The organism is Bradyrhizobium forestalis, from assembly GCF_002795245.1.
Lineage (GTDB): Bacteria > Pseudomonadota > Alphaproteobacteria > Rhizobiales > Xanthobacteraceae > Bradyrhizobium > Bradyrhizobium forestalis.
Genome location: NZ_PGVG01000044.1, coordinates 38574 through 61155, shown reverse-complemented (window position 1 = coordinate 61155; position 22582 = coordinate 38574). Strand labels below are relative to the sequence as shown.

Here is a 22582-nt window from a genome sequence, read left to right as displayed (position 1 = left end):
ACGCCGAATCCGTCCCACGCTCCCCGACAGGCTCTAGGCCTTTGAGCACGAACGGGCTCGGATCCAGCGACGGGCGGTTGGTCAGAACCGCCCGTTCGCACATCCTGGCAGATTTTGCGGACACAAGAGCACGACATAAGCCGTAAAACCACTGCGCAGGGAAGGCCGGGATGTCCTGGCTACACCTGTATGCCGCTGTGCAGATTTTCTGACTGCCAACATTCGCACAGTGGACCGCGGGTGCCAGCCGGCTCCCGGCCTTCCCTGCGCCCTCTTTCATTTCAGAGGGTGAGATGACGGAAGCAAAGCTCGAGCGCGATGAGCCGCGAGAACGCGAAGGTGTGTCCAATGACAAGACTCTCGTGCCCCGGACGCAGCCCAGCGTCTCCCTGGCGATGCGAAGCATCGTCCAGTTCGACGATGCGCTGCAGAGCCGGGGCCCATGCAACAGCGACTCGCGAGGCGACACTGGGTCCCGGCTCTGCGCCGCAACGCCATAGCGCGTCGAAGACGCGCGTGAACGCGCTTATGAGCGTTGCAGCGCGTCCGGGACACGCGAGGAACGAGCGCGCCGGAAGTGGCTTACAGATACCGCGACAGCTCGGTCTTGAACTGCCCGTACACCGCATCCTCGATCTGGCTGCGCGTGATGCCGATGTCGCGCAGGGCACGGTCGTCGAGCTCGTTCAGCGTCTTGACGGCGGAGCGGCGCTCGAGGCGATTGAACAGCGCAGAGGCGGCATGGGCGAGCGCAGTGAAAAATCCGCCCGATGAGGATGGGCGTAAAGACCGCCCGGCAGTTTGCGAGATCGTGGTCATTCTTCTTCTCCGGCCTGTCGTCCCGCGCGGCGAAGCAGGTGCCGTTGGCGCCGACGCTTGTGGGCGTCTGCACCTCATTTTGCCGTGGGATTGCTCTCGCTCTCCTCGGCTCAATCGCGGAACTTGATGGAACCTAAATGCTCCAGTACACTCCTCGGAGCAAGTAAAAGATTGCTCTCGGTGCAATAATGTCCAAGTTCGAGTACGTGAAGCTTGCCGATGCCATTGCGGCCGATATCACTAACGGCACGTTAAGGCCCGGCGACCGGCTGCCGCCGCAGCGCAATTTCGCCTATGACCGCGGCATTGCGGTCTCGACCGCGAGCCGGGTCTATACGGAATTGCTCCGCCGTGGGCTCGTGGTCGGCGAGGTCGGGCGCGGCACGTTCATCTCCGGCGACGTCAGGCGCGAAGTCGAAACGATGAACGAGCCGGCCGACGCGCGCATCAATCTCGAGGTCAATTATCCGCTATTGCCGCAGCAATGGGCGATGATCGCCAAGAGCCTTGCGGGGCTCGAGCGCATCGACGCGCTCGAATCCGCGCTGCGCGTGTCGACCAGCACCGGCACCAAGAGCGCGCGCGTTGCTGCCGCGGCCTATCTCGCGCGCAACGATTTTGCGCCTCAGGCCGAGCAGATCTTCTTCACCGCCAACGGCAAGCAATCGCTCGCGGCCGCGCTTGCGGCGCTCGTTCCGACCGGTGGCCGCTGCGGTGTCGAGGCGCTGACCTATCCTTACGTCAAGAGCATCGCCGCGCGGCTCGGTGTGACGCTGGTCCCGATTCCGATGGACGAATTCGGCGCGCGTCCCGACGCCATCCAGAAAGCGCATCGCGAGGCCCACCTGTCGGCGCTGTATCTCCAGCCCATCATCCAGAATCCGCTCGGCGTCACCATGAACGCAGCGCGGCGCGCCGACATCATGCGCGTTGCCGAAAAGCTCGATCTCACCATCATCGAGGACGCCGTCTACGGCTTCCTCGCCGACGACACGCCGCTGGCCGCGCTCGGGCCCGACCGCTGCATCGTGATCGACAGCCTGTCCAAGAAGGTCGCACCTGGCCTTGCGCTCGGCATCCTCGTCGTACCGCCTCACTTGCGCGAAAGCGTGATGAGCGCCGTCCGCACCGGCGGCTGGATCGCCTCCGGCCATGCGCTCGCGGCCGGACAGCGGCTGATGGCCGACGGCACCGTCGCCGAGCTGACCCGGCTGAAGCGCATCGATGCGGCGCGCCGCCAGCAGACCGTCGCGAGGCTCTTGGCCGGCTACCAGCTCGCCGCCGATCCGCGCTCCTATCATCTCTGGCTGACGCTGCCGCCGCACTGGCGCTCGCAGACCTTCGTCGCCGCAGCAGCCAGGCGCGGCATCGCGCTGACGCCGTCCTCGACCTTCGCAATCGCGCATGGCCATGCACCGAACGCGGTGCGGCTCGCGCTCGCCCCGCCCTCGCCCGAGCAGCTCGATTCCGGCCTGCGCACCATCGTCTCGCTGCTCGGCACCAAGGAAGAGGATTTTGACTCGACGGAGTAGCGTGCGTGAAGACTAAGGCAGCAAGGCCTTCGGCACGCAATCAAAACTGTAGCTCCGCGGCCGGTTGCGCCGGACGAAGCCGCCGACCTGCCAGGCGAACAGCGCGGCAAAGCCGAGAATGAACAGCACGCCGGCGAATTCGCCGATCAGAAGCGCGCGGATCAACAGCCCCGCCATTGCCACCGCCAGCCCCGCGAGCAATGCCAGCACCGCTGCATAGGTCGTGCGGCCGAGGCCAGCGGTCAATTCCGCGCGGCTGCCCGCTTTCGCCATCCGCGCATGCAGCTCGATGAGAAAATCGCGGAAGCCGCCATCCTGCGGCGCCATCAGGGCCGCGGTCTGCCAGCTCGTCGACAGGATCGCGATGCGGCCGCCGCCAGCGCGGCTGATATCGGCGCGAAAGCGGTGCTGCTGCATCGAGACCGGACGGAACGACAGCCGGATCGCGGAGATCTCGTCGTAGCGCCACAGCGCGGAGCGTCCGGCGACGTGCCAGGACAGTCCCTCCTCCGTCAGCTCGAAGCGGTGCGCCGAGCCGATCAGCGAGGCCTTGTAGGCGTAGCTCGTGGTCGAACCAGCTTCGGCTCCCCGCATCTCGCTCATTGATCCCATTCGCGATCGGCTTGCGCGATCGACCCCACCCATCCTACAAGCGAGGCATGGCTGAGACGACCTATTTTCCGCGCCGCCTGATTCTCGGCGCCGCGATGATCTCCGGCGTGCTGCTGGCGCTCGCGGTGCACATGCTGGGCGCACGCTACGGGCTCGACCTCGGCGGACTCTGGCGCTCCGACACGCATGAGTACATCCCCGCGGGCGCGGCGATCGCCTGGTGGCTGATTGCCACGGTCGGCTTCTCCGGCGGCTATTTCACGGCGAGCTTGATGCAGAGCGCCGTCTCCGGCCAGATCCCGCAACGGATGCGGCAATTCCTGATCGCGGTCGGCGTGCTCTTGCTTGCCGGCGCGGGCCAGGCGGCCTCGGCGCCGAGCCCGATCCCGACCGTCTCGGGCGTGCTCGCCGGGCTTGCCGCCCTGTGCCTCGGTGCGGTGATGGCGTTCTGCGGCGCGCATTTCGCGCTGCGCCGCGGCTGACCCTTACGCCGACGCGCGCAGCCGCGGGCGGTCCAGCATCATCGCCACGTCGGACGCCGGCCGCGGCTTGCTGAACAGATAACCCTGCGCCTGAGTGCAGCCTTCGCGCCGGAGCAGCTCGAGCTGCACGTCGTTCTCGACGCCTTCCGCCGTGGTGACGATGCCGAGGCTGCGGCCGAGGCCGGTCACCGCACGGATGATCGCCATGGAATCCTCGCGCGTCGCCAGCTCCGACACGAAGGAGCGGTCGATCTTGATCTTGTCGAACGGGAAGCTGCGCAGATAGCTCAGCGACGAATAGCCGGTGCCGAAATCGTCGAGCGAGATCCGCACGCCCATGGCACGCAGCTCGTGAAGGGTCGTGAGCGTCGCCTCGCTGTTCTGGAGCAGCACCGATTCGGTGATCTCGAGCTCGAGACGGCGCGCATCAAGTCCCGAGACGGCCAGCGCTTCGGTCACGGACGCGATCAGGTTCGGGCTCTTGAACTGCACCGGCGACAAATTGACGGCGACATCGACGTCGTCGGGCCAGGTGGTTGCGTCGGTGCAGGCGGAGCGCAGCACGAACTCACCGAGCTGAACGATGAGCCCGGTCTCCTCGGCGAGCGGAATGAAGTTGATGGGCGCGATCAGCCCGCGCTGCGGATGGTTCCAGCGCAACAGCGCCTCGAAGGCAACGACGCGACCGCTGGCGACGTCACGGATCGGCTGATAATAGACCTGAAATTCGTCGCGTTGCAGCGCCGCGCGCAGATCCATTTCCAACAGGCGCCGCGCTTGAGCGCGCGCATCCATGCCGGTCTCGAAGAAGCGATAGGTGCCGCGGCCATCCGCCTTGGCGCGGTAGAGCGCAAGATCGGCGTTCTTCAACAGCTCGTCCGGATTGCTACCGTCCTGCGGCGACAGCGAGATGCCGATCGAGACGCCGATCACGATCTGATGGTCGTCGATCTCGTAAGGCGCCGAGATCACCTCGACGAGGCGCCCGGCAAGGGACCTCGCAGCGGTCTCCTCGGAACGTCCGATCTGGACCACCGCGAACTCGTCGCCACCGAGCCGCGCCACGGTGTCGTTCTCGCCGACGGTCGCCTTCAGCCTGCGGCCGACCTCCTTGAGCAGCGCATCGCCGATGGGATGGCCGAGCGAGTCGTTGATGTCCTTGAAGTGATCGAGATCGAGACAAAGCACGGCGAGCTGGTCGCCCGACTTGGTCCGACGCAGCCCCTGCTCGAGCTCTTCGTGAAACAGCACCCGGTTCGGCAGGCTGGTCAGCGCATCATGGCGCGCCATGTGCGAGATCTTGGCCTGTGCCTCCAGCCATTCGGTGATGTCCTCGAAGGTCGCAACCCAGCCGCCGCCCTGCATCGGCTGGTTGACGACCCGGATGGAGCGGCCGAACCGGTTGACGACGTCGGTTGTGGTGCGGCCCTCGCGTGCGTCGGCGATGAGGCGCGCGAAGAATTCATCGGCGTCGCCCTGCCACTGGCCCTTGGCCTGCTCTTCCCTGAGCACGTCGATCAGTAGCCGGCCGGTGAGCAGGATGTCGGTACGACGGAGCATCGCGGCATAGCGCTCGTTGAACAGGATGATCTTGCCGTCGGCATCGAACATGCACAGCCCCTGCGACATGTTCTCCAGCGCGCTGTCCAACACGATCTGCTGGCGGCCCAATTCGCCCTTGGCGCGGCGGTCGAGCAGCGCGGCCACGAGCGCAATCGCGATGATCGCGACCGCAGCGCCGGCGGTGAGGAAGGACAGCGAGGCCGGCGGGATGGAGAGCCCGCTGATCGCGAGCGTCGGGTCCGGCGTCAGCAGCACCGCGCCCATCGCTGTGAAATGATGCGCGACGATGGCGACCGTGAGCAGGATGGTCGCGCTCAGCGCGTGGCGAATATCGTCGCCTCGGGCAGCAACGAACAACGCGAGCGCGGCGAAGAGAATGCCGAACAGCACCGAGGCGGCAACCGTGCTTCCAATCCAATCCACCCGTGCCGGCATCTCCAGCGCCGCCATGCCGGTGTAATGCATCGCCGCGACACCCGTGCCGACGATGGCGCCGCCGAGAACGATCCACACCAGGCGCGACGACGATACGGCGATGCTCAGCCCCACGAAGGTCACGGAGATCGCAAGCATCAACGAGAGAATTGTCACCGGGATGTTGTAGGCGCCGGCGCCGCCCGGCCCGTAGGCAAGCATCGCGATGAAATGCGTCGCCCAGATGCCGCATCCGCTGACGGCCGCATCCAGGGCAATCCAGGCCAGACGCCCGGGGCCGTGCGTGGCGCGTGCACGCTGAAACAGGCTGATCGCCGCCGCGCTGGCGAGCAGACACACCGCCCCGCCAAGGGCGACGAGACGCCAATCGTGCTCGTCAGTGAGGCAGTAGAGAACTTGATACATTGCCGACCCCTATCGACCCGCACTTGAGCCGACAGAGGTGGACGATCGGTAACCGGCTACGAGCCTGTTCCGGGAATGGTGAATGGAAGATGTGTGTGTTTACTCACATTGTTCATCCTCACACGCACTCATTGCTAGCTCGCCGCGCGCAGATTCACCTTGCTCTCCGCGAGCGCCGTCAGCTTCTTGTCGGTCGCCTTTTCTTCCTCGAGCGTCTTGGCGAGCACCGCCGCGCAGTCGTTGCGGCCGAGCTGCTTGGCCCAGGCGATCAGGCTGCCGTAACGGGCGATCTCGTAATGTTCGGCGGCCTGGGCCGCATTGATCAGCGCAGCGTCGAGCACAGCCTTGTCGGCAACCTCGCCGGCGGTCTCGTCGGCTTCCTCGATGATGCCGTCGATGGCTGGGCAGTCGACCGCCTTCACGGCGATACCGTGCATCTTGAACACTTCCTCAAGTCGTGTGACGTGCTGGTTGGTTTCCTGAAGGTGCGTCAAAAAGCCCTGTTTCAGCTGCGGATCTGTGGCTTTGCTTGCCATCTTCGGCAGCGCCTTGGTGAGCTGCTGCTCGGCGTAATAGATGTCCTGGAGCTGATGCACGAACAGGTCGTTCATGGTCTTGATGTCCTTTGTGAACAGTCCCATCGTTCCGATCCTCTCGGGTTTTGGGAACACGGAGGCGCCGGCTTGCTCAAGAAGCCGCATTATTCCGCCATGTTCGATTGCTGATGGAGCCTAACGGGCACGCGGCATCGACGTTCCAAAAAGGCCGATAACCGCTTGCGCTGGAACAATGCGGACGACGCCAGGATTTGAGATCATGGGTGGCACACCAAGCGCGCGAGCGGAGCCAGTTTCACGACTCATATGCTTAACGCGCAGCCGATATGAACCGCGTATGACAAAAGTGGCCGGTCCAACGCAGAACCTATTGTTGTCAAGGGCTGCACAAGCCGCTGTTTTTGCCTTAAATGAGCTGGATCATGCCTAGCGATCGATGCTTGCCTTTGGCCGTAATCGCGCCCGACCGGCCAATGCCTGGCCCGGTCGGTCTTTGCCCCCCGCCGGGAGGATGAATGCACGGACTGCTGCCCGCGTTGAAACGCGGCTTCAAGAGATGGATCGGCTGGCGACGGCTCGGCATTGCCGCAAGCGTCTTCATCATCGCCTTCGCGATCACCACGCTGGTGCGGACCCTCAAGGGCATCGATACCGGGGTCATCCTGACCGCATTGACCGAGATTCCCCGCGGCAGTATCGGGCTGGCGGCGATTTGCGTCTTCTTCGCGTTCTGTACGCTGACCTTCTACGACTTTTTTGCACTGCGAACGATCGGTAAGAAGCACGTTCCCTATCGCATCGCGGCGCTCTCCAGCTTCACGTCCTATTCGATCGGCCACAACATCGGCGCCACCGTCTTCACCGGCGGAGCGATCCGTTTCCGGATCTATTCGGACTACGGGCTGAACGCGATCGACGTCGCGAAAATCTGCTTCCTGTCGGGCCTGACCTTCTGGCTCGGTAACATCTTCGTGCTCTCGATCGGCATGGCCATCCATCCGGATGCCGCCTCCTCGATGGATCAGCTCCCATCGTCGATCAACCGCCTGATCGCGCTCGGCGGCCTCGCCTCGATCGGCGCCTATCTGGTCTGGCTCTGCATGGGCGAGAAGCGCCGCGAGCTCGGCCAGAAAGGCTGGAAGGTGGTGCTGCCCTCGGCACCGCTGACATTGGTGCAGATCCTGATCGGCGTGGTCGATCTCGGCTTCTGCGCCACGGCCATGTACCTTTTGATGCCGGCCAACCCGCCGATCGACTTCATGTCGCTCGCCGTCGTGTTCATTCTGGCGACCCTGATCGGCTTTGCCAGCCACGCGCCCGGCTCGATCGGCGTGTTCGATGCCGCCATGCTGGTGGCGCTGCCCGAATTCGGCCGCGAACAGCTCTTGGCAACGCTGCTGGTGTTCCGCCTGCTCTATTTCGTGATCCCGTTCGGCCTCGCCATCTCCATCATGGGCACGCGCGAGCTCTGGATGAACGTGGTCGAGCCCTGGCAGGAGCGGCGGCGGCTGGCGGAGGCCTGCGCCCAGGCCAACCTGCCCAAGCAGGTGACACCGATGGAGCGCGAACGGCTGCTGCGGCAGGCCAATAAACGATAGGCTGCGATCTGCAGCCGGAGGGGTTGCCGGCGGGAAGGCAATCCTCTCTTATTTCCGCCTCAACTTTGCCGTTGAAAACGCGGGCCATGTTCCGATCATCGCTCAAAACCCTCTCCGCAGGCGCCCTGCTGCTTGTCGGGCTGCTGACGATTTTGCCCTCCGGGCCGGCCGCCGCGCAGGACGGCGCCATGCAGATTTCCTGGGAGGTACGTAACCGCTTCCGGCTGTTCCGCGAGGAGCGCGACTTTCTGCTCCATGTCGAGAACGCGCGTAACCGCAGCATCCTTGCCGCCGAACAATCGCTGGAGCTCCAGAGCGAGGGCCGCGGCTGGGCCCGCAATATGGTCAACCGCCTGTGCATCGACCTTCAGGGCCGGGTCAACCAGCCCTGCACCCGCGACAACGTCAAAGAGAACTACATTACACCGATCGACCATCCGGTGACGGTACGCCTGACCGGCGCGGTGCCGGTCGGCGCCACCTGCGCCTGGTCGTTCGACGACGGCGACGGACCGCAAGCCTCGACCTTCGACTGCGCCGAGCCGATCAATTTGCGCGTCCGCTACGGCAAGCAGACGGTTGCGACCGTCGATGTCTCCGCCGGCTCCGATCCGACCCAGCGGGTCCAGACCGAGATTCAGGTCCGCGACATCTTCGTCGCCGGTCTCGGGGACAGCATCGCCTCCGGCGAGGGCAATCCGGACCGGCCGCTGGCACTGTCGGACGAAGGCTTTTGCTTCCGCTCCTATCTCGGCACCGCCGGCGCACAGTACTACCGGCCGAGCCGCCACGGCTTCAAGGGCGGCCGCGCCTGCGAGGCGCCGGATACGCTCGCCAACTGGCAACGCTACAGCGCGCTCTGGTTCAACGCGCCCTGCCACCGCTCGCTGTACAGCTACCAGACGCGCACCGCACTGGCGCTCGCCGTGCGTTACACCCATATCGCCGTGACCTACCTGCCGCTCGCCTGCACCGGCGCCAGCATTGGCGACGGGCTGCTCGGCTCGCAGCGCGCCCGCGAATGCCCGCCCGGCAAGACCGGCGTCTGCAACACCAGCGTGACCGCCCAAGTCGCCGAGCTGCGCGAAGCAGTCACCGCGGCGAAGAAACGCCAGCCCGACCGCACGCTCGATCTCGTGCTGCTGTCGGTCGGCGCCAACGACGTCTATTTCTCCGGCCTGGTCGCCGACGTCATCGTCGACACCGCGACCGAGCGGACGCTGTTCCGCCGCTCCGGCGTGATGGCGAGCGTCGATGATTCCCGCGATGCGCTACAGCGCGAGCTGCCGCAGAACTTCGTCAAGCTGCGCGAGGCGCTGAAGCCGCTCGTCGGCGGCGACCTCTCGCACGTGGTCTATGTCTCCTACGCCAATCCTGCGCTCGCCGACGGCGGCGCGCCCTGCCGCGGCGGCCGTGCCGGCTTCGATATCCATCCGGCCTTCAACGCCGATCCGCAGCGCCGCGCCCGCGTCTCCAGCTTCGTCGACACGGAATTCCTGCCGCAGCTGAAGGGGCTCGCCACCTGCACCCGTGGCGCGCTGTGCCGCGATCCCGAGGCCGACCGCATGACCTTCGTCGACGCGCATCAGGCCGCGTTCGCCGATCACGGCTTCTGCGCCCATTCGGGCAACGATCCCGAATTCGACCGCAGCTGCTTTGCCGAGAACGGCCAAAGCTTCAACCCTGATATCGTCAGCGCGGCGAGCCAGCCGATGCTGTGCGGCCGCGGCGCCTCGGAATATCGCGCCTACCTGCCCCGCGCGCGCTGGATCCGCGACGCCAATGACAGCTATTTTGCTGCGATGACCTATCCGCAAGGCTTGCCGGCGGCGAGCCAGCCGACCGACATTCACGACGCGACCTGGGGCGTGCTCTCCGCCGTCTATGGCGGCGCGGTGCATCCGAGTGCGGAAGGCCACGCTGCGATGGCGGATGCGGCGCTGCCGGCCGCGAGCGCCGTGCTCGGGCTCGATGCGGTGCCGCCGAACGTGACACGCGGGTTTCTGCCGCAGCTGCTGCCCAGCGCGCAGCAGTAGTCCGTGCCGCCTCCACACACTCGGTGTCATCGCCCGCGCAGGCGGGCGATCCAGTACTCCGTGACAGCGATGGTTGAATCGAGAAGCCGCGGCGTATTGGATTCCCCGCCTTCGCGGGGAATGACAGCGGGACGCGCGGCATAATCTCGCGCATCACCATCGCTCGCACATTCTCGTCACGCCAGCATCGTTCCCCCCACCTGCCGTTCCATCAATCCAAAAACGGCATCGATCGATACTCCCTTCAACTTGGACACTTCGCCGCGCGCGCCTCTAGGAGTCGGACTGAGGAAATGTTCGAGTTCTAAGGAGGCGCATGATGAGCGCAGTGGTGTCCGCAGCGGACGTGAGAAGGTCTCGCGTCAGGCTGTTCATCGTGACCATGTTGTTCCTGGTCACCACCGTGAATTATGCCGACCGCGCCACGCTGTCGATCGCGGGCCCCGCGCTCTCCAAGGAGCTGCATCTCGATCCCGTCGCCATGGGCTGGATCTTCTCGGCCTTCGGCTGGTCCTATGTCGTGGCACAGGTGCCGGGCGGCTGGCTGCTCGACCGCTACGGCTCGCGCCTCGTCTATGCCTTCAGCATCATCATCTGGTCGCTGTTCACGCTGATGCAGGGCTGGGTCGGTTTCCTCAGCGCCGGCGCTGCCGTCGTCGTGCTGTTCGCGCTTCGCCTCCTGGTCGGCGTCGCGGAAGCGCCGTCCTTCCCCGCCAATGCCCGCATCGTTGCGGCCTGGTTTCCGGGCAACGAGCGCGGCACCGCCTCGGCCTTCTTCAATTCGGGGCAGTATTTTGCCACCGTGATCTTCGCGCCGCTGATGGGCTGGATCGCGCACAGCTACGGCTGGCGCTTCGTCTTCTTCGTGATGGGCGGGCTCGGCATCGTCATGGGTCTCGTCTGGCTCAAGACCATCTACGGTCCGAAGGAGCATCCCTCGATCAACGAGGCGGAGTTCGACTACATCAAGGAAGGCGGCGCCCTGGTCGATCTCGACGCGCCCAAGGACGATCTGCTGCGCGAGCGTGCGCCCGAGGCCGGCTCCGGCTGGGACCACATCCGCCAGCTGCTCTCCAACCGCATGATGCTCGGCGTCTATCTCGGCCAGTACTGCATCAACACGCTGACCTATTTCTTCCTGACCTGGTTTCCGGTCTACCTCGTCAAGGAGCGCGGGCTGTCGATCCTGCAAGCCGGCTTCGTCGCGACGCTGCCTGCGCTGTGCGGCTTCATCGGCGGCGTGCTCGGCGGCATCATCTCGGATGCGATCCTGCGCAGGACCGGCTCGCTGACCTTGGCGCGCAAGATCCCGATCGTCGGTGGCATGCTGTTGTCGATGTCGATCATTGCCTGCAACTATGTCGACGGCCAGGCACTGGTGGTCGGCTTCATGGCGCTCGCCTTCTTCGGCAAGGGCATCGGCGCGCTCGGCTGGGCGGTGGTCTCCGACACCTCGCCGAAGGAAGCCGGCGGCGTCTCAGGCGGCCTGTTCAACACCTTCGGCAATCTCTCCTCGATCACTACGCCGATCGTGATCGGCTACATCCTGGCCGCGACCGGCTCCTTCAACGGCGCGCTGGTGTTCGTCGGCGCCAACGCGCTGGTGGCCGCCTTCGCTTATCTCGTCATCGTCGGCAAGATCGAGCGGGTGACGCTCAAACGTTCCTCCTGAGAGCTCCCATGGGAGCTTGACCAGGCAACTCAACGGCGGCCCTCAAAAGCCGCCGTCTTTGTTTTGGGGGTTATCGATGCTAGAAGTGCCGGGGAAACGCCTTATTCATCTAAGGCATGTATCGATGTTCGACCTCAACCAGCTCCGCTGTTTCGTCACGGTGGCGGAGGAACTGCATTTCGGCCGCGCCGCCGCGCGGCTGAACATGACCCAGCCGCCGCTGTCCCGGCAGATCCAGGTGCTCGAGCACATCATCGACGCGCCGCTGCTGGAGCGCACCAGCCGCTCGGTGCGCCTGACGCCGGCGGGACGCAGCTTCCTGCCGGAGGCACGGCGTATCCTCAAGCTTGCCGAAAGCGCCTCGCAGGTCGCCCGCCGCATCGCACTCGGCAAGACCGGCTCGCTCAAGATCGGCTTCACCGCGGCCGCCGCCTACGGCTTCCTGCCCGAGCTCGTCGCCGCCTGCCGCGCCAAATTGCCGGAGGTCGATTTCTCGCTGAAGGAGATGGTGTCCGGTGACCAGTTCGAGGCGCTGACCTCAGGCCAGATCGACGCCGGCCTGCTGAGGCCGCCGATCGCGCGGCCCGAGCTGACCAGCCGCCGCGTCGTCGCCGAGCCCCTGCTCGCGGCGATCCCGAAGAAACATCCGCTGGCGAACGCCGACAGCATCACCATTAAGGATTTCGACGACCAGCCCTTCGTGATGTATTCGCCCTATGAGAGCCGCTACTTCCACGACCTCTTGGTGGCGCTGTTCACCCGCGCCGACGTGCTGCCGCGCTACGTTCAGCATCTCAGCCAGATCCATTCCATCCTCGCGATGGTGCGCGCCGGCCTCGGCCTTGCCATCGTGCCGGCCGCGGCCGCGAGCCTGAAGATCTCCGACGTGCGGCTGCGCCCGCTGAAGCTGCGCACCCGCGTCCCCGTTGAGTTGTTCATGGTGTGGCGGCGCGAGGACGAGAATCCGCTGCTGTCGGCGCTGGTCAAAATCGCCGGCGAATTGTCCTCCGCGGAGCTGACGGAGGATTGATGCTCAATCCGCATCGGTCGATATAGGCTTTGGCTTGGACGCGCATCGAACGGTCTCCTAAACACCGGCGCATGGACGCGCGGCTTTCGGCCCGCGTCCTCCACAACACGCACGAAGGGAGCCGCGCCCATGAGCAAGATGACCCCGCAGGAAATGGCCCAGACAATCGGATCGGGCCTCCTGTCCTTCCCCGTCACGCCGTTCAGGGCTGACTACTCCTTCGACGAGGCGACCTACCGCGCCAACATGGACTGGCTCTGCCGCTATGACGTCGCCGGCCTGTTCGCCGCCGGCGGCACCGGCGAGTTCTTCTCGCTGACGCCATCAGAGGTTCCGCAAGTCGTGAAGGTCGCCGTCGACGAGACCAAGGGCCGCGTGCCCGTGCTCGCCGGCACCGGCTACGGCACCGCGATCGCCCGCGAGATCGCGATCGGTGCGGAAAAGGCCGGCGCCGACGGCCTCTTGCTGCTGCCGCCCTATCTCACCCATTCCGAGCAGGACGGCCTTGCCGCCCATGTCGAGGCGGTCTGCGCCGCCGTGAAGATCGGCGTCATCGTCTACAACCGCGACAACGCCATTCTCCAGCCCGACACGCTTGCGCGCCTTGCCGAGCGCTGCCCGAACCTCGTCGGCTACAAGGACGGCATCGGCGACATCGAGCTGATGACCCGCGTCTACACCAAGCTCGGTGACCGCCTGACCTATGTCGGCGGCCTGCCGACCGCCGAGACCTTCGCCCTGCCCTATCTCGACATGGGCGTGACGACCTACTCGTCGGCCGTGTTCAACTTCGTGCCGGAATTCGCCACCAACTTCTACGCCGCCGTGCGCAAGCGCGATCATGCGGCGATCCACGCCGGGCTGAAGGATTTCATCCTGCCGCTGATCGCGATCCGCAATCGCAAGAAGGGCTACGCGGTCTCGATCATCAAGGCCGGCATGAAGGTGATCGGCCGCGACTCCGGCCCGGTTCGTCCGCCGCTGACCGATCTCACCGAGCAGGAGATCGCGGAGCTGACCGCGCTGGTGAAGAAGCTGCCCGCCGCACGATCGTCACAACAGGCTGCAGAATAAGGACAGAAAACAGGGAGGAGCGTGCGATGGCCCGGACCGACATTTCTGGCGCGCCAGTGGTCACGGCGATGCAGGTGATCCCGGTCGCCGGCCGCGACAGCATGCTCCTCAACCTGAGCGGCGCGCATGCGCCGTTCTTCACCCGCAACATCGTCATCCTCACCGACAATGCCGGCCACACCGGCGTCGGCGAGGTGCCGGGCGGGCAGAAGATCTGGCAGACGCTGCAGGACGCCCGTGATCTCGTCATCGGCCAGACCGTCGGCGCGATGAACAACATCCTCGCCGACGTCCGCACCGCCTTCGCCGACCGCGACGCCGGCGGCCGCGGCAAGCAGACTTTTGATCTTCGCGGGATGATCCATGCGGTCACCGCCGTTGAGTCCGCGTTGCTCGATCTGCTCGGCCAGCACCTTGGACTCCCTGTCGCAACACTGCTCGGCGAGGGTCAGCAGCGCACGAGCGTCGAGACGCTCGGCTATCTCTTCTTCGTCGGCGACCGGCGCAAGTCGAAGCTCGACTACATCAAGGGCGAGACCGGCAAGCCCGACTGGTTCAATCTTCGCCACCAGGAGGCAATGACGCCCGAGACCGTGGTCCGGCTCGCGGAAGCCACCCACGACCATTACGGCTTCGCCGATTTCAAGCTCAAGGGCGGCGTCTTACGCGGCGAGCAGGAGATCGAGGCTGTCACCGCCATCGCAAAGCGCTTCCCGAGCGCGCGCGTCACGCTCGACCCCAATGGCGCCTGGTCGCTGGACGAGGCGATCAGCCTCTGCAAGGACATGCATGGCATCCTCGCCTACGCCGAGGACCCCTGCGGCGCCGAAGCCGGCTTCTCCGGCCGCGAGATCATGGCCGAGTTCCGCCGCGCCACGGGACTGCCGACCGCGACCAACATGATCGCCACCGACTGGCGGCAGCTCTCCCATGCGCTGCGTCTGGGCGCGGTGGACATTCCGCTGGCCGATCCCCATTTCTGGACCATGCAAGGCTCGGTGCGCGTCGCCCAGACTTGCCGCGACAACGGCCTGACCTGGGGCTCGCACTCCAACAACCATTTCGACATCTCGCTCGCCATGTTCACCCATGTCGGCGCCGCCGCCCCCGGCAAGGTCACGGCGATCGACACCCACTGGATCTGGCAGGACGGCCAGGCGCTGACGAAAGAGCCGCTCCAGATCAGGGGCGGCAAGATCGCCGTTCCGGATCGTCCGGGCCTCGGCATCGAGATCGACCGCGCTGCCATCGAGGCCGCGCATGAACTCTACAAGAAGCATGGACTTGGCGCCCGGGATGACGCTATTGCCATGCAGGACCTGATCCCCGGCTGGACCTTCGACGACAAGCGTCCCTGCCTCGTTCGTTAGGGGGCGTGATCCCGGAAAAGTGGACACCGGTTTTCCGACAAGGATCACGCCAAACTGGAAATGAAACCTACTCTGGAGGAAACGATGACTGCGATCCTGAAGAACTTCATCGGCGGCGAATGGGTCGACGGCTCCGGCGTCACGAAGAACATCAACCCCTCCAACACCAACGATCTCGTCGGCGAATATGCCAAGGCCGACAAGGCGCAGACCGAGAAGGCGATCGCCGCCGCCAAGGCCGCCTTCCCCGCCTGGGCGCGCTCGACACCGCAGGAGCGCTATGACGCGCTGAACAAGATCTCGGCCGAGATTCTCTCCCGCAAGGAAGAGCTCGGCCGGCTGCTCGCGCGCGAGGAAGGCAAGACGCTGCCCGAGGGCATCGGCGAGGTCGCCCGCGCCGGCCAGATCTTTGCATTCTTCGCCGGTGAAGCGCTGCGCCTGATCGGCGAGAAGGGCGCTTCCGTCCGTCCCGGCCTCGACGTCGAGCTCACCCGTGAGCCGATTGGCGTCGTCGGCATGATCACGCCCTGGAATTTTCCGATCGCGATCCCTGCCTGGAAGATCGCCCCGGCGCTCTGCTATGGCAACACCGTCGTGTTCAAGCCGGCCGAGTTGGTGCCTGGCTCTGGACATGCGCTCGCCGAGATCATCACCCGTTCCGGCATTCCCGCCGGGGTGTTCAACCTCGTGGTCGGCTCCGGCTCCGTGGTCGGCCAGACCCTGCTCGAGCACCCGGACGTGGCCGCGATCTCCTTCACCGGCTCGGTGCAGACGGGGCGCAAGATCGCACAGGCCTGCGTGCTCTCGAACCCCATGAAGAAATTCCAGCTCGAGATGGGCGGCAAGAATCCACTGGTCGTGCTCGACGACGCCGACCTCAAGACCGCCGTCGAGGTCGCCGTCAACGGTTCCTATTTCTCGACCGGCCAGCGCTGCACCGCCTCCTCCCGCCTGATCGTCACCGAAGGCATCCACGACCGGTTCGTCGCGGCGATGGCCGAGCGCCTGAAGGGCTTGTCGGTGGACGACGCGCTCAAGGCCGGCGTGCATATCGGCCCAGTGGTCGACCAGAACCAGCTCGACCAAGACCTGCGCTATATCAAGATCGGCCAGGACGAAGGCGCCAAGCTTGCCTTCGGCGGCGAGCTGCTCAAGCGCGAGAACCCCGGTCACTACCTGCAGCCGGCGCTGTTCACCGAGGCCAACAACAACATGCGCATCGCGCGCGAGGAGATTTTTGGCCCGGTCGCCGCCGTCATCCGCGCCAAGAACTACGAGGAAGCGCTCGCGATCTCCAACGACACCGAGTTCGGCCTCGCCTCCGGCATCTGCACCACCAGCCTGAAATACGCCTCGCACTACAAGCGCAACAGCGAGTCCGGCATGGTGATGGTCAATCTGCCGACCGCCGGCGTCGACTATCACGTGCCGTTCGGCGGCCGGAAGGGCTCGAGCTACGGCGCCCGCGAGCAGGGCTCCTATGCGCGCGAATTCTACACCACGGTGAAGACGGCTTATACCAATCCGGGTTGACGAGCGATGTTCGTGCCCGCGGCGCAGGTGCCCACCTCTCCCTTTGGGAGAGGTCGGATCGCACAGCGATCCGGGTGAGGGGTTACGCCCTCTCTTGGAAGCCGCGGCCCCTCACCCGGCGCTACGCGCCGCCCTCTCCCCTCCGGGGAGAGGTGAACGAAAACACGGCTTCTTCCGTTCTTGAGGCAAAAGCAGATGGACCAGGACGTCGCAGCGAAAGAGCAGCCCCGCTACATCAAGCTCAACGAGCGCGACAATGTCGCGATCGTGGTCAATGATTTCGGGCTCCCCGCCGGCTCCCGCTTCGCCAGCGGGCTGACGCTGCGCGCCTTCGTGCCGCAAGGGCACAAGACCGCGCTGGTCGATATCGCGGAAGGCGCACCGATCATCCGTTATGGCGAGATCATCGGCTACGCGCTCTCGCCGATCCTGGCCGGCGAATGGGTCGACGAGGCGCGCATCCGCATGCCGGAGGCCCCTGCCCTCGACAAGCTCGAAATCTCGACCGCCGTGCCCGCGCCGCTGCCGCCGCTCGAAGGCTTTACATTTGAAGGCTACCGCAATCCGGACGGCTCGGTCGGCACCAAGAACATCCTCGGCATCTCCTCCTCGGTGCAATGCGTCAAGGGCACGATGGAATATGCAGTCAAGCGCATCCGCGCCGAGCTGCTGCCGAAGTACCCGAACGTCGACGACGTCGTGCCGCTGACGCACGCCTATGGCTGCGGCGTCGCCATCACCGCGCCCGACGCGGTGGTGCCGATCCGCACGCTGCAGAACCTCGCGCTCAACCCGAATTTCGGCGGCGAGATCCTGGTCGTCGGGCTCGGCTGCGAGAAGCTCGCGCCGGAGCGCCTGGTGCCGGAAGGCGTGAACGACGCCATCGTGCGCATGCAGGACGAAGCCTTCGACGGCTTTGGCGCCATCGTCGATGCCATCATGACCCAGGCCGAGGCCCGGCTGAAGGTGCTCAACACCCGCAAGCGTGAGACCTGCCCGGCACCCGATCTCGTCATCGGCCTGCAATGCGGCGGCACCGATGCCTTCTCCGGCGTCACCGCCAATCCCGCGGTCGGCTTTGCCGCCGACCTCCTGGTCCGCGCCGGCGCCACCGTGATGTTCTCGGAAGTCACCGAAGTGCGCGACGCCATCCAGTTGCTCACCCGGCGTGCCATCAACGAGGATGTCGGCCGTGCGCTGGTGCGCGAGATGGCCTGGTACGATTCCTATCTGGCACGCGGCGGCGCCGACCGCAGCGCCAACACCACGCCCGGCAACAAGAAAGGGGGCCTTGCCAACATCGTCGAGAAGTCGCTCGGCTCGATCGTGAAGTCCGGCTCCTCCGCTATTGCCGGCGTGCTGTCGCCCGGCGAGAAGGCGACGCAGAAGGGCATGCTGTTCGCGGCAACCCCCGCCTCCGACTTCATCTGCGGCACGCTGCAGCTCGCCTCCGGCATGACGCTGCAGGTGTTCACCACCGGCCGCGGCACGCCCTATGGCCTCGCCGCTGCGCCCGTGATCAAGGTCGCGACCCGCAGCGAGCTGGCGCGGCGCTGGAAGGACCTGATCGACTTCGATTCCGGCAGCATCGCCACCGGCGAGAAGACCATCGAGGAATGCGGCTGGGACCTGTTCCGCCTGATCCTCGACGTCGCCTCCGGCCGCATCAAGCCCTGGTCGGACCGCTGGGGCATCCACAACGACCTCACGCTGTTCAATCCGGCGCCGGTGACCTGAAGCGTTTTCGAGCGAAGTGGATACCGGTTCGCGTAAAGAAAACGCGTCAAAACAAGAACGGTCACTGGCCCTCGATCAGATGCATGTCGCCCAGCGTGAGGGGTAGGCTGCGGATGATGAGGTCCGCTATCGCCGCGCGCAGCCGTTCGCTCGAAGCCGAGCGCTCGAACGGCTCGTCGACCGGCCCGCTTGGGCCGGCGATCCTCACCGTCCCGGTGTTGTCGAGCGGCGCGGCCGCGCGCTTCTCGATCACGTCGAACGACTTGCCGTCAACGACGCGAACCTCGTACAGCGCGTGGATCAGGCCATAATCTGCAAGCAGCGTTCGATATTCGGCGAGCCCAACACCCTCGACGTTGCGGCCGTTTCCAAGCTTCGATCTCGCCCGGGTGATGACGATATACGCATCCAGCCCTTGCGGGGTGACATCGCTGCGAACCAGCTCCTTGAACGGATCGCTCCGCAGCAGGTTGACGGGCGCGACCGCCGAATCCCTGATCGCAGCGAAGGCTGCGCGCCTGTAGCTCACCGGCTGCACGCGGAAACGCCCGCCGAGCAGCTTCGTCGCCTGCTGGACGATCAGCTCGTCCAGCCCCCATGCGCTGATCGAGGCGCTTTGCGCGGCGTTGCCGAGCCCGGTCAGGCCGGCTCGCGTCAGGCTCATCTCCTCGCCGATCGCCGAGACGATGCCGACGGTCTTGATCGCCTGAAGTCGGCTCGCACGCGTCTCGAACGCCGCGGCGGCGCCGAGGGCGATGCAAGCGGCCGCGAGGCCAACCCATAGAAAAGCAATGCGGCGCATGGCGGCTCATCGAATCCTGAAATCGAACGAATAGGACGCCCCGACGCCAACGGTGGTCTGGTTCGACGATCCGCGCAGCTTCACCAGCGGGCTGTCCGCGGCGTCACCGAGCAGCTTCTCGTACTCGACATAGGCGTGGACCTCCCACTGCGGATTGATGCGGTAGGAGATCTGGCTGCCGAAGCCGACCGAGTGCGCACCGCCCCTGGCATCGTATCTCGGCAATCCCGATGCCAGCGCCTGCGCGGCATCGACGCCGAAATACGGCGCGGCGGCCTTGGTGCTCTTCCAGGTGAAGCGCGGGCCGGCCGAGATCGTCAGCCTTTGAATCAGCGGCACGATGACGTCGGCGGAGACGTCGGCCACGGTGCCGGTATGGCCGCCCACACCTTGGCGCAACTCGCTGCGCAGGCGCAGCCAGTCCACCGGATAATATTCGACGAAGCCGCCGAGCTCATAGGCGGCCTTGACGTCGCCGAGGCCGGTCAGCTCCGCATATTTGTCGCTCTTGCGCGACGAGACGTATTTGAACGCAGGACCCGCACGAAAATTGCCGACATCGAGCAACGCGATGCTGGCGCTGTCGCGGGGCCCGCGAAACTGGTCGATCGATCCGGCACGGCGGATGGTGAAGATCGGGATCGGAAGAAACTTCCCGTTCTTCGATCCGACGAAGTCAGGCGTGTATTCGCCGCCGATGCCGACCATGACGGTCCAGTTTCCGGACGGCGAAGGCAGCATCGGCAGCTCGAATGGTGGCGCTGGCAGCGTGAACGCGGTCTGCGCCGATGCGGATTGCGCAGTCGCCATGATCGCACCGAGTGCAGCGAGACAGGCGGTCGTCCGCCGCGCAGTCACCGTGAGGCGGAGAGCGGCTTCTTCGAAATACGTCATTTAAGGGGCCCCGGACCGGCCTTGCTGGCCGAGTCGACTGATGTGGTTTGGAGCCACAGCATCTGGCCCGGCAAAATTGCCCCAAGATTGCAAGACGCAATCCGCACCCCGGACTTGTCCAGCCCCCGGCCAGGCCGCCACGACCGGATCAACATTGCCCGAACATTGCCGGGCTTCCGTCACGCCCGCAAAACTTGACGGGCCGTGCCCGCGCGCTCTCCCGTTCCTGCCTTTTATTCGCCAAGCTCGCTGCCTTAATGGGAACCCTTGCGCACGAGCCGAAACGCCAGAATTCGGCCAGGGAACGTCACGGTCAGGGATTTGTTGCCCCAGCAGAGTCAAGGACGACCCGCGTGCGCTCCCTCGTGATCGAAGACGAACCGCAGATCGGCGCCTATGTCTGCCGCCTGCTCGGACAGTTGCATGGCGTCGTCGACCTCGTCGGCTCCATTGCCGACGCCCGCCAGGCGCTGGACAATTTCAAATATGATCTCGCGATCGTCGACCGGATGCTGCCCGACGGCGATGCGCTCGAGGTGGTCACGGCGCTGAGCCAGTCGGCCGAACGGCCTGCGATCATCATGCTGACGTCCAAGGACGCCAAGGAGGATGTCGTCGAAGGGCTCAATGGCGGCGCCGATGACTATCTCGGCAAGCCGTTCGAGCCGCAGGAGCTGATCGCGCGCGTGCGCGCGGTGCTGCGCCGGCCCCGGCTGCTCGCCCCCTCGGTGTTGTCGCTCGGCAATGTCGAGCTGCACCTCGGCAGCAACGAGGCGGTGGTCGCCGACACCAAGATCCTGCTGCGCCGGCGCGAGGCGCTGATCCTTGGCGCGTTGCTGATGCGGCGCGACCGCGTCATCACCCGCGCCGCCCTGATCGAGGAGATCTACGGCTTCGACGACGAGATCGAGTCCAATACGCTCGAAGCGCAGGTCTCGCGTCTGCGCAAGAAACTGGCCGAGCTCGGCGGCGACGTCGAGATCCGCAGCATGCGGGGCATCGGCTACATCCTGCGGCTGGCAACCCCTCGATGAGGTCGATCGCCCGGACGTTTGCGCTGTCGCTCGGCATCGCCGCGACCACCATCTTCCTCATCATGGTCAGCATCTTCGTCTGGCGGTACCCGCTGGAAGAACGCGAGTTCAGGGCCTGCCGGGTCGTGGCCGCCGTTCTCGATCGTGCCACTGATTTCGATGGGCAAAACCTGACGATACGTCCGACTCCCGCCCTCAAGGAATTGAAGGCGGACAGTCCAAACCTCTGGTACGTCGTGTCCGTGGGCGATCTCGTCAGCGAGTACGGTAGCGAGCACCGCCCGCCCCTCCCCTTCGCCTTTCCCTATCGCGGGCCGGTCGGCCTGTCCGTCTTCAGCACACACGACCAGAACAGCACGTTCTGTCTCGCCGTTGCGCAACGGGGCTCCTTGCGGCTTACGACGATGGTCGGCGAGCCTCAGGTCCGCTTCGGCCGAATGGCCGGGAACTTCCTTCTCAACCGGATTTTTTCGATCATCCTGGTGGCGCTGGCCTTTGCGGCGACCGTCGCGATCGGTTCGGCGCTTGCCGCACGTTTCGTCTCGCGCGGCATCGAACGGGTCGCGCGCCGTGCGCTCGCGATCGACCCATCGGCCCCGCAAGGCCTGATCTCGTTGTCCGAAGTCCCCTCCGAGTTGAAGCCCCTGGTCGAGGCGCTGAACCGCGCCTTCGGCGAGATCGACGCCTATATCAGGATGCAGCGCCGCTTTCTCGGCAATGCCGCCCATCAGCTCCGCACGCCCTTGACGCTGCTGCGCGCAAAGATCGACGACGTGTCCGATCCGGCCTTGAAGGCCGAGCTGGTACGGGACGTCCGCCGCCTGACGTCGCTGGTGTCCGCCATGCTCGACCTCGCGCGCCTGCAAAATCACGCGATCGAAAAGCGGCCGATCGATCTTGCCGAAATCACGCTGGACGTGCTGGCCGATTTCGGTCCGTCGGCGCTGGACGCCGGCATCGAGCTCGCGCTGGAGCGGACCGACGAAGGTGCGTTCCTGGTGCAGGGCGTCGATGCCGCCATTCGCAGTGCGCTTGCCAATCTCGTCGGCAACGCGCTTATCCACGCCCGTGGCGCGCGACGCATTGTCGCCACCCTCGGCCGCGGCAGCATCTCGATCGACGACGACGGCGCAGGCCTGCCCGGGGGTCCGGAGCACAAGCTGCTGGAGCCGTTTCAGACCGGCAACAGCGCAGGCAACGGCGCGGGCCTCGGCCTGTCGATCGTCCGCGAGATCATGGCCGCTCACGGCGGCGAGCTCGTCATCGCCTCCGAGCCGGGCCGCGGCACGACGATGCGCCTGTGCTTTCCCGAGGCCGCCACCGCGGTCAAATCTCCGCAGCTCGATCTGCAAGAGCGCTAAGCGGGCGCATCGGCGCTTCGGCGAAACCGTCCGGAA

At 65.6% G+C, this 22582-nt stretch carries 18 protein-coding genes; 12 read left to right on the top strand and 6 right to left on the bottom strand.

Annotation, left to right across the window (positions count from 1 at the left end):
• Positions 1 to 582: 582 nt before the first annotated feature.
• Positions 583 to 819, bottom strand: coding sequence for a DUF1127 domain-containing protein (locus CVM73_RS33130; protein WP_167407195.1), 237 nt, complete (start codon positions 817 to 819; stop codon positions 583 to 585).
• 188 nt (positions 820 to 1007) lie between these two features.
• Between CVM73_RS33130 and CVM73_RS33125 the strand changes: the two genes are divergently transcribed.
• Entirely contained in the window at positions 1008 to 2351 is a 1344-nt protein-coding gene (locus CVM73_RS33125; RefSeq protein ID WP_100235969.1) for an aminotransferase-like domain-containing protein, read from the top strand.
• 12 nt (positions 2352 to 2363) lie between these two features.
• Here the strand turns inward: CVM73_RS33125 and CVM73_RS33120 are convergent, their stop codons facing one another.
• Positions 2364 to 2945, bottom strand: coding sequence for a hypothetical protein (locus CVM73_RS33120; protein ID WP_100235975.1), 582 nt, complete (start codon positions 2943 to 2945; stop codon positions 2364 to 2366).
• Positions 2946 to 3010: 65 nt separating this feature from the next.
• Here CVM73_RS33120 and CVM73_RS33115 point away from each other — a divergent pair, with 65 nt between their 5' ends.
• Positions 3011 to 3445, top strand: a complete 435-nt coding sequence (locus CVM73_RS33115; RefSeq protein ID WP_100235968.1) for a hypothetical protein — start codon at positions 3011 to 3013, stop codon at positions 3443 to 3445.
• A gap of 3 nt (positions 3446 to 3448) precedes the next feature.
• Here CVM73_RS33115 and CVM73_RS33110 read toward each other — a convergent pair whose 3' ends face one another.
• Together CVM73_RS33110 and CVM73_RS33105 are read right to left on the bottom strand one after the other, a co-directional pair.
• Positions 3449 to 5848, bottom strand: coding sequence for a bifunctional diguanylate cyclase/phosphodiesterase (locus tag CVM73_RS33110; RefSeq protein WP_100235967.1), 2400 nt, complete (start codon positions 5846 to 5848; stop codon positions 3449 to 3451).
• A 134-nt stretch (positions 5849 to 5982) separates the two neighbouring features.
• A complete protein-coding gene (locus tag CVM73_RS33105; RefSeq protein ID WP_100235974.1) occupies positions 5983 to 6489 on the bottom strand; it encodes a YciE/YciF ferroxidase family protein in 507 nt (168 codons plus the stop codon).
• 431 nt (positions 6490 to 6920) lie between these two features.
• Between CVM73_RS33105 and CVM73_RS33100 the strand changes: the two genes are divergently transcribed.
• The 8 genes from CVM73_RS33100 (at position 6921) to garD (ending at position 18455) form a co-directional block, all read left to right on the top strand.
• Positions 6921 to 8003: a lysylphosphatidylglycerol synthase transmembrane domain-containing protein gene (locus CVM73_RS33100; RefSeq protein WP_100235966.1), complete on the top strand. Its 1083-nt coding sequence runs from the start codon at positions 6921 to 6923 to the stop codon at positions 8001 to 8003.
• Between the two features lie 86 nt (positions 8004 to 8089).
• Entirely contained in the window at positions 8090 to 10039 is a 1950-nt protein-coding gene (locus tag CVM73_RS33095) for an SGNH/GDSL hydrolase family protein (protein WP_100235965.1), read from the top strand.
• Positions 10040 to 10358: 319 nt separating this feature from the next.
• Positions 10359 to 11711, top strand: coding sequence for an MFS transporter (locus CVM73_RS33090; protein WP_167407194.1), 1353 nt, complete (start codon positions 10359 to 10361; stop codon positions 11709 to 11711).
• 124 nt (positions 11712 to 11835) lie between these two features.
• A complete protein-coding gene (locus tag CVM73_RS33085) occupies positions 11836 to 12741 on the top strand; it encodes a LysR family transcriptional regulator (RefSeq protein ID WP_027576424.1) in 906 nt (301 codons plus the stop codon).
• Between the two features lie 129 nt (positions 12742 to 12870).
• A complete protein-coding gene (gene kdgD, locus CVM73_RS33080) occupies positions 12871 to 13815 on the top strand; it encodes a 5-dehydro-4-deoxyglucarate dehydratase (protein WP_100235963.1) in 945 nt (314 codons plus the stop codon).
• A gap of 26 nt (positions 13816 to 13841) precedes the next feature.
• Positions 13842 to 15185, top strand: coding sequence for a glucarate dehydratase (gene gudD / locus CVM73_RS33075; protein WP_100235962.1), 1344 nt, complete (start codon positions 13842 to 13844; stop codon positions 15183 to 15185).
• 84 nt (positions 15186 to 15269) lie between these two features.
• The gene (locus CVM73_RS33070) at positions 15270 to 16718 is read left to right on the top strand and encodes an aldehyde dehydrogenase family protein (protein ID WP_100235961.1); all 1449 of its coding nucleotides are present in this window, start codon (positions 15270 to 15272) and stop codon (positions 16716 to 16718) included.
• Between the two features lie 195 nt (positions 16719 to 16913).
• The gene (garD, locus tag CVM73_RS33065) at positions 16914 to 18455 is read left to right on the top strand and encodes a galactarate dehydratase (RefSeq protein WP_100235960.1); all 1542 of its coding nucleotides are present in this window, start codon (positions 16914 to 16916) and stop codon (positions 18453 to 18455) included.
• 61 nt (positions 18456 to 18516) lie between these two features.
• On the opposite strand, the gene CVM73_RS33060 is transcribed toward garD, so the two are convergent.
• Complete coding sequence (locus CVM73_RS33060) at positions 18517 to 19257, bottom strand: hypothetical protein (protein WP_100235959.1); 741 nt, start codon at positions 19255 to 19257, stop codon at positions 18517 to 18519.
• Positions 19258 to 19263: 6 nt separating this feature from the next.
• Complete coding sequence (locus CVM73_RS33055; protein WP_100235958.1) at positions 19264 to 20151, bottom strand: MipA/OmpV family protein; 888 nt, start codon at positions 20149 to 20151, stop codon at positions 19264 to 19266.
• Positions 20152 to 20504: 353 nt separating this feature from the next.
• Here CVM73_RS33055 and CVM73_RS33050 point away from each other — a divergent pair, with 353 nt between their 5' ends.
• Positions 20505 to 21185, top strand: coding sequence for a response regulator transcription factor (locus CVM73_RS33050; RefSeq protein ID WP_100235957.1), 681 nt, complete (start codon positions 20505 to 20507; stop codon positions 21183 to 21185).
• Positions 21182 to 22546: a sensor histidine kinase gene (locus tag CVM73_RS33045; protein WP_100235956.1), complete on the top strand. Its 1365-nt coding sequence runs from the start codon at positions 21182 to 21184 to the stop codon at positions 22544 to 22546. Before CVM73_RS33050 ends, CVM73_RS33045 begins: the two co-directional genes overlap by 4 nt.
• Positions 22547 to 22582: the final 36 nt, after the last annotated feature.

Coding starts and splice junctions, on each gene's coding strand:
- CVM73_RS33090 (WP_167407194.1), top strand. CDS start 10,359: ATGAGCGCAGTGGTGTCCGCAGCGGACGTGAGAAGGTCTCGCGTCAGG.
- CVM73_RS33105 (WP_100235974.1), bottom strand. CDS start 6,489: ATGGGACTGTTCACAAAGGACATCAAGACCATGAACGACCTGTTCGTG.
- CVM73_RS33060 (WP_100235959.1), bottom strand. CDS start 19,257: ATGCGCCGCATTGCTTTTCTATGGGTTGGCCTCGCGGCCGCTTGCATC.
- CVM73_RS33110 (WP_100235967.1), bottom strand. CDS start 5,848: ATGTATCAAGTTCTCTACTGCCTCACTGACGAGCACGATTGGCGTCTC.
- CVM73_RS33045 (WP_100235956.1), top strand. CDS start 21,182: ATGAGGTCGATCGCCCGGACGTTTGCGCTGTCGCTCGGCATCGCCGCG.
- CVM73_RS33055 (WP_100235958.1), bottom strand. CDS start 20,151: ATGACGTATTTCGAAGAAGCCGCTCTCCGCCTCACGGTGACTGCGCGG.
- CVM73_RS33115 (WP_100235968.1), top strand. CDS start 3,011: ATGGCTGAGACGACCTATTTTCCGCGCCGCCTGATTCTCGGCGCCGCG.
- CVM73_RS33125 (WP_100235969.1), top strand. CDS start 1,008: ATGTCCAAGTTCGAGTACGTGAAGCTTGCCGATGCCATTGCGGCCGAT.
- gudD (WP_100235962.1), top strand. CDS start 13,842: ATGGCCCGGACCGACATTTCTGGCGCGCCAGTGGTCACGGCGATGCAG.
- CVM73_RS33085 (WP_027576424.1), top strand. CDS start 11,836: ATGTTCGACCTCAACCAGCTCCGCTGTTTCGTCACGGTGGCGGAGGAA.
- CVM73_RS33070 (WP_100235961.1), top strand. CDS start 15,270: ATGACTGCGATCCTGAAGAACTTCATCGGCGGCGAATGGGTCGACGGC.
- CVM73_RS33100 (WP_100235966.1), top strand. CDS start 6,921: ATGCACGGACTGCTGCCCGCGTTGAAACGCGGCTTCAAGAGATGGATC.
- CVM73_RS33120 (WP_100235975.1), bottom strand. CDS start 2,945: ATGCGGGGAGCCGAAGCTGGTTCGACCACGAGCTACGCCTACAAGGCC.
- CVM73_RS33095 (WP_100235965.1), top strand. CDS start 8,090: ATGTTCCGATCATCGCTCAAAACCCTCTCCGCAGGCGCCCTGCTGCTT.
- kdgD (WP_100235963.1), top strand. CDS start 12,871: ATGAGCAAGATGACCCCGCAGGAAATGGCCCAGACAATCGGATCGGGC.
- CVM73_RS33130 (WP_167407195.1), bottom strand. CDS start 819: ATGACCACGATCTCGCAAACTGCCGGGCGGTCTTTACGCCCATCCTCA.
- garD (WP_100235960.1), top strand. CDS start 16,914: ATGGACCAGGACGTCGCAGCGAAAGAGCAGCCCCGCTACATCAAGCTC.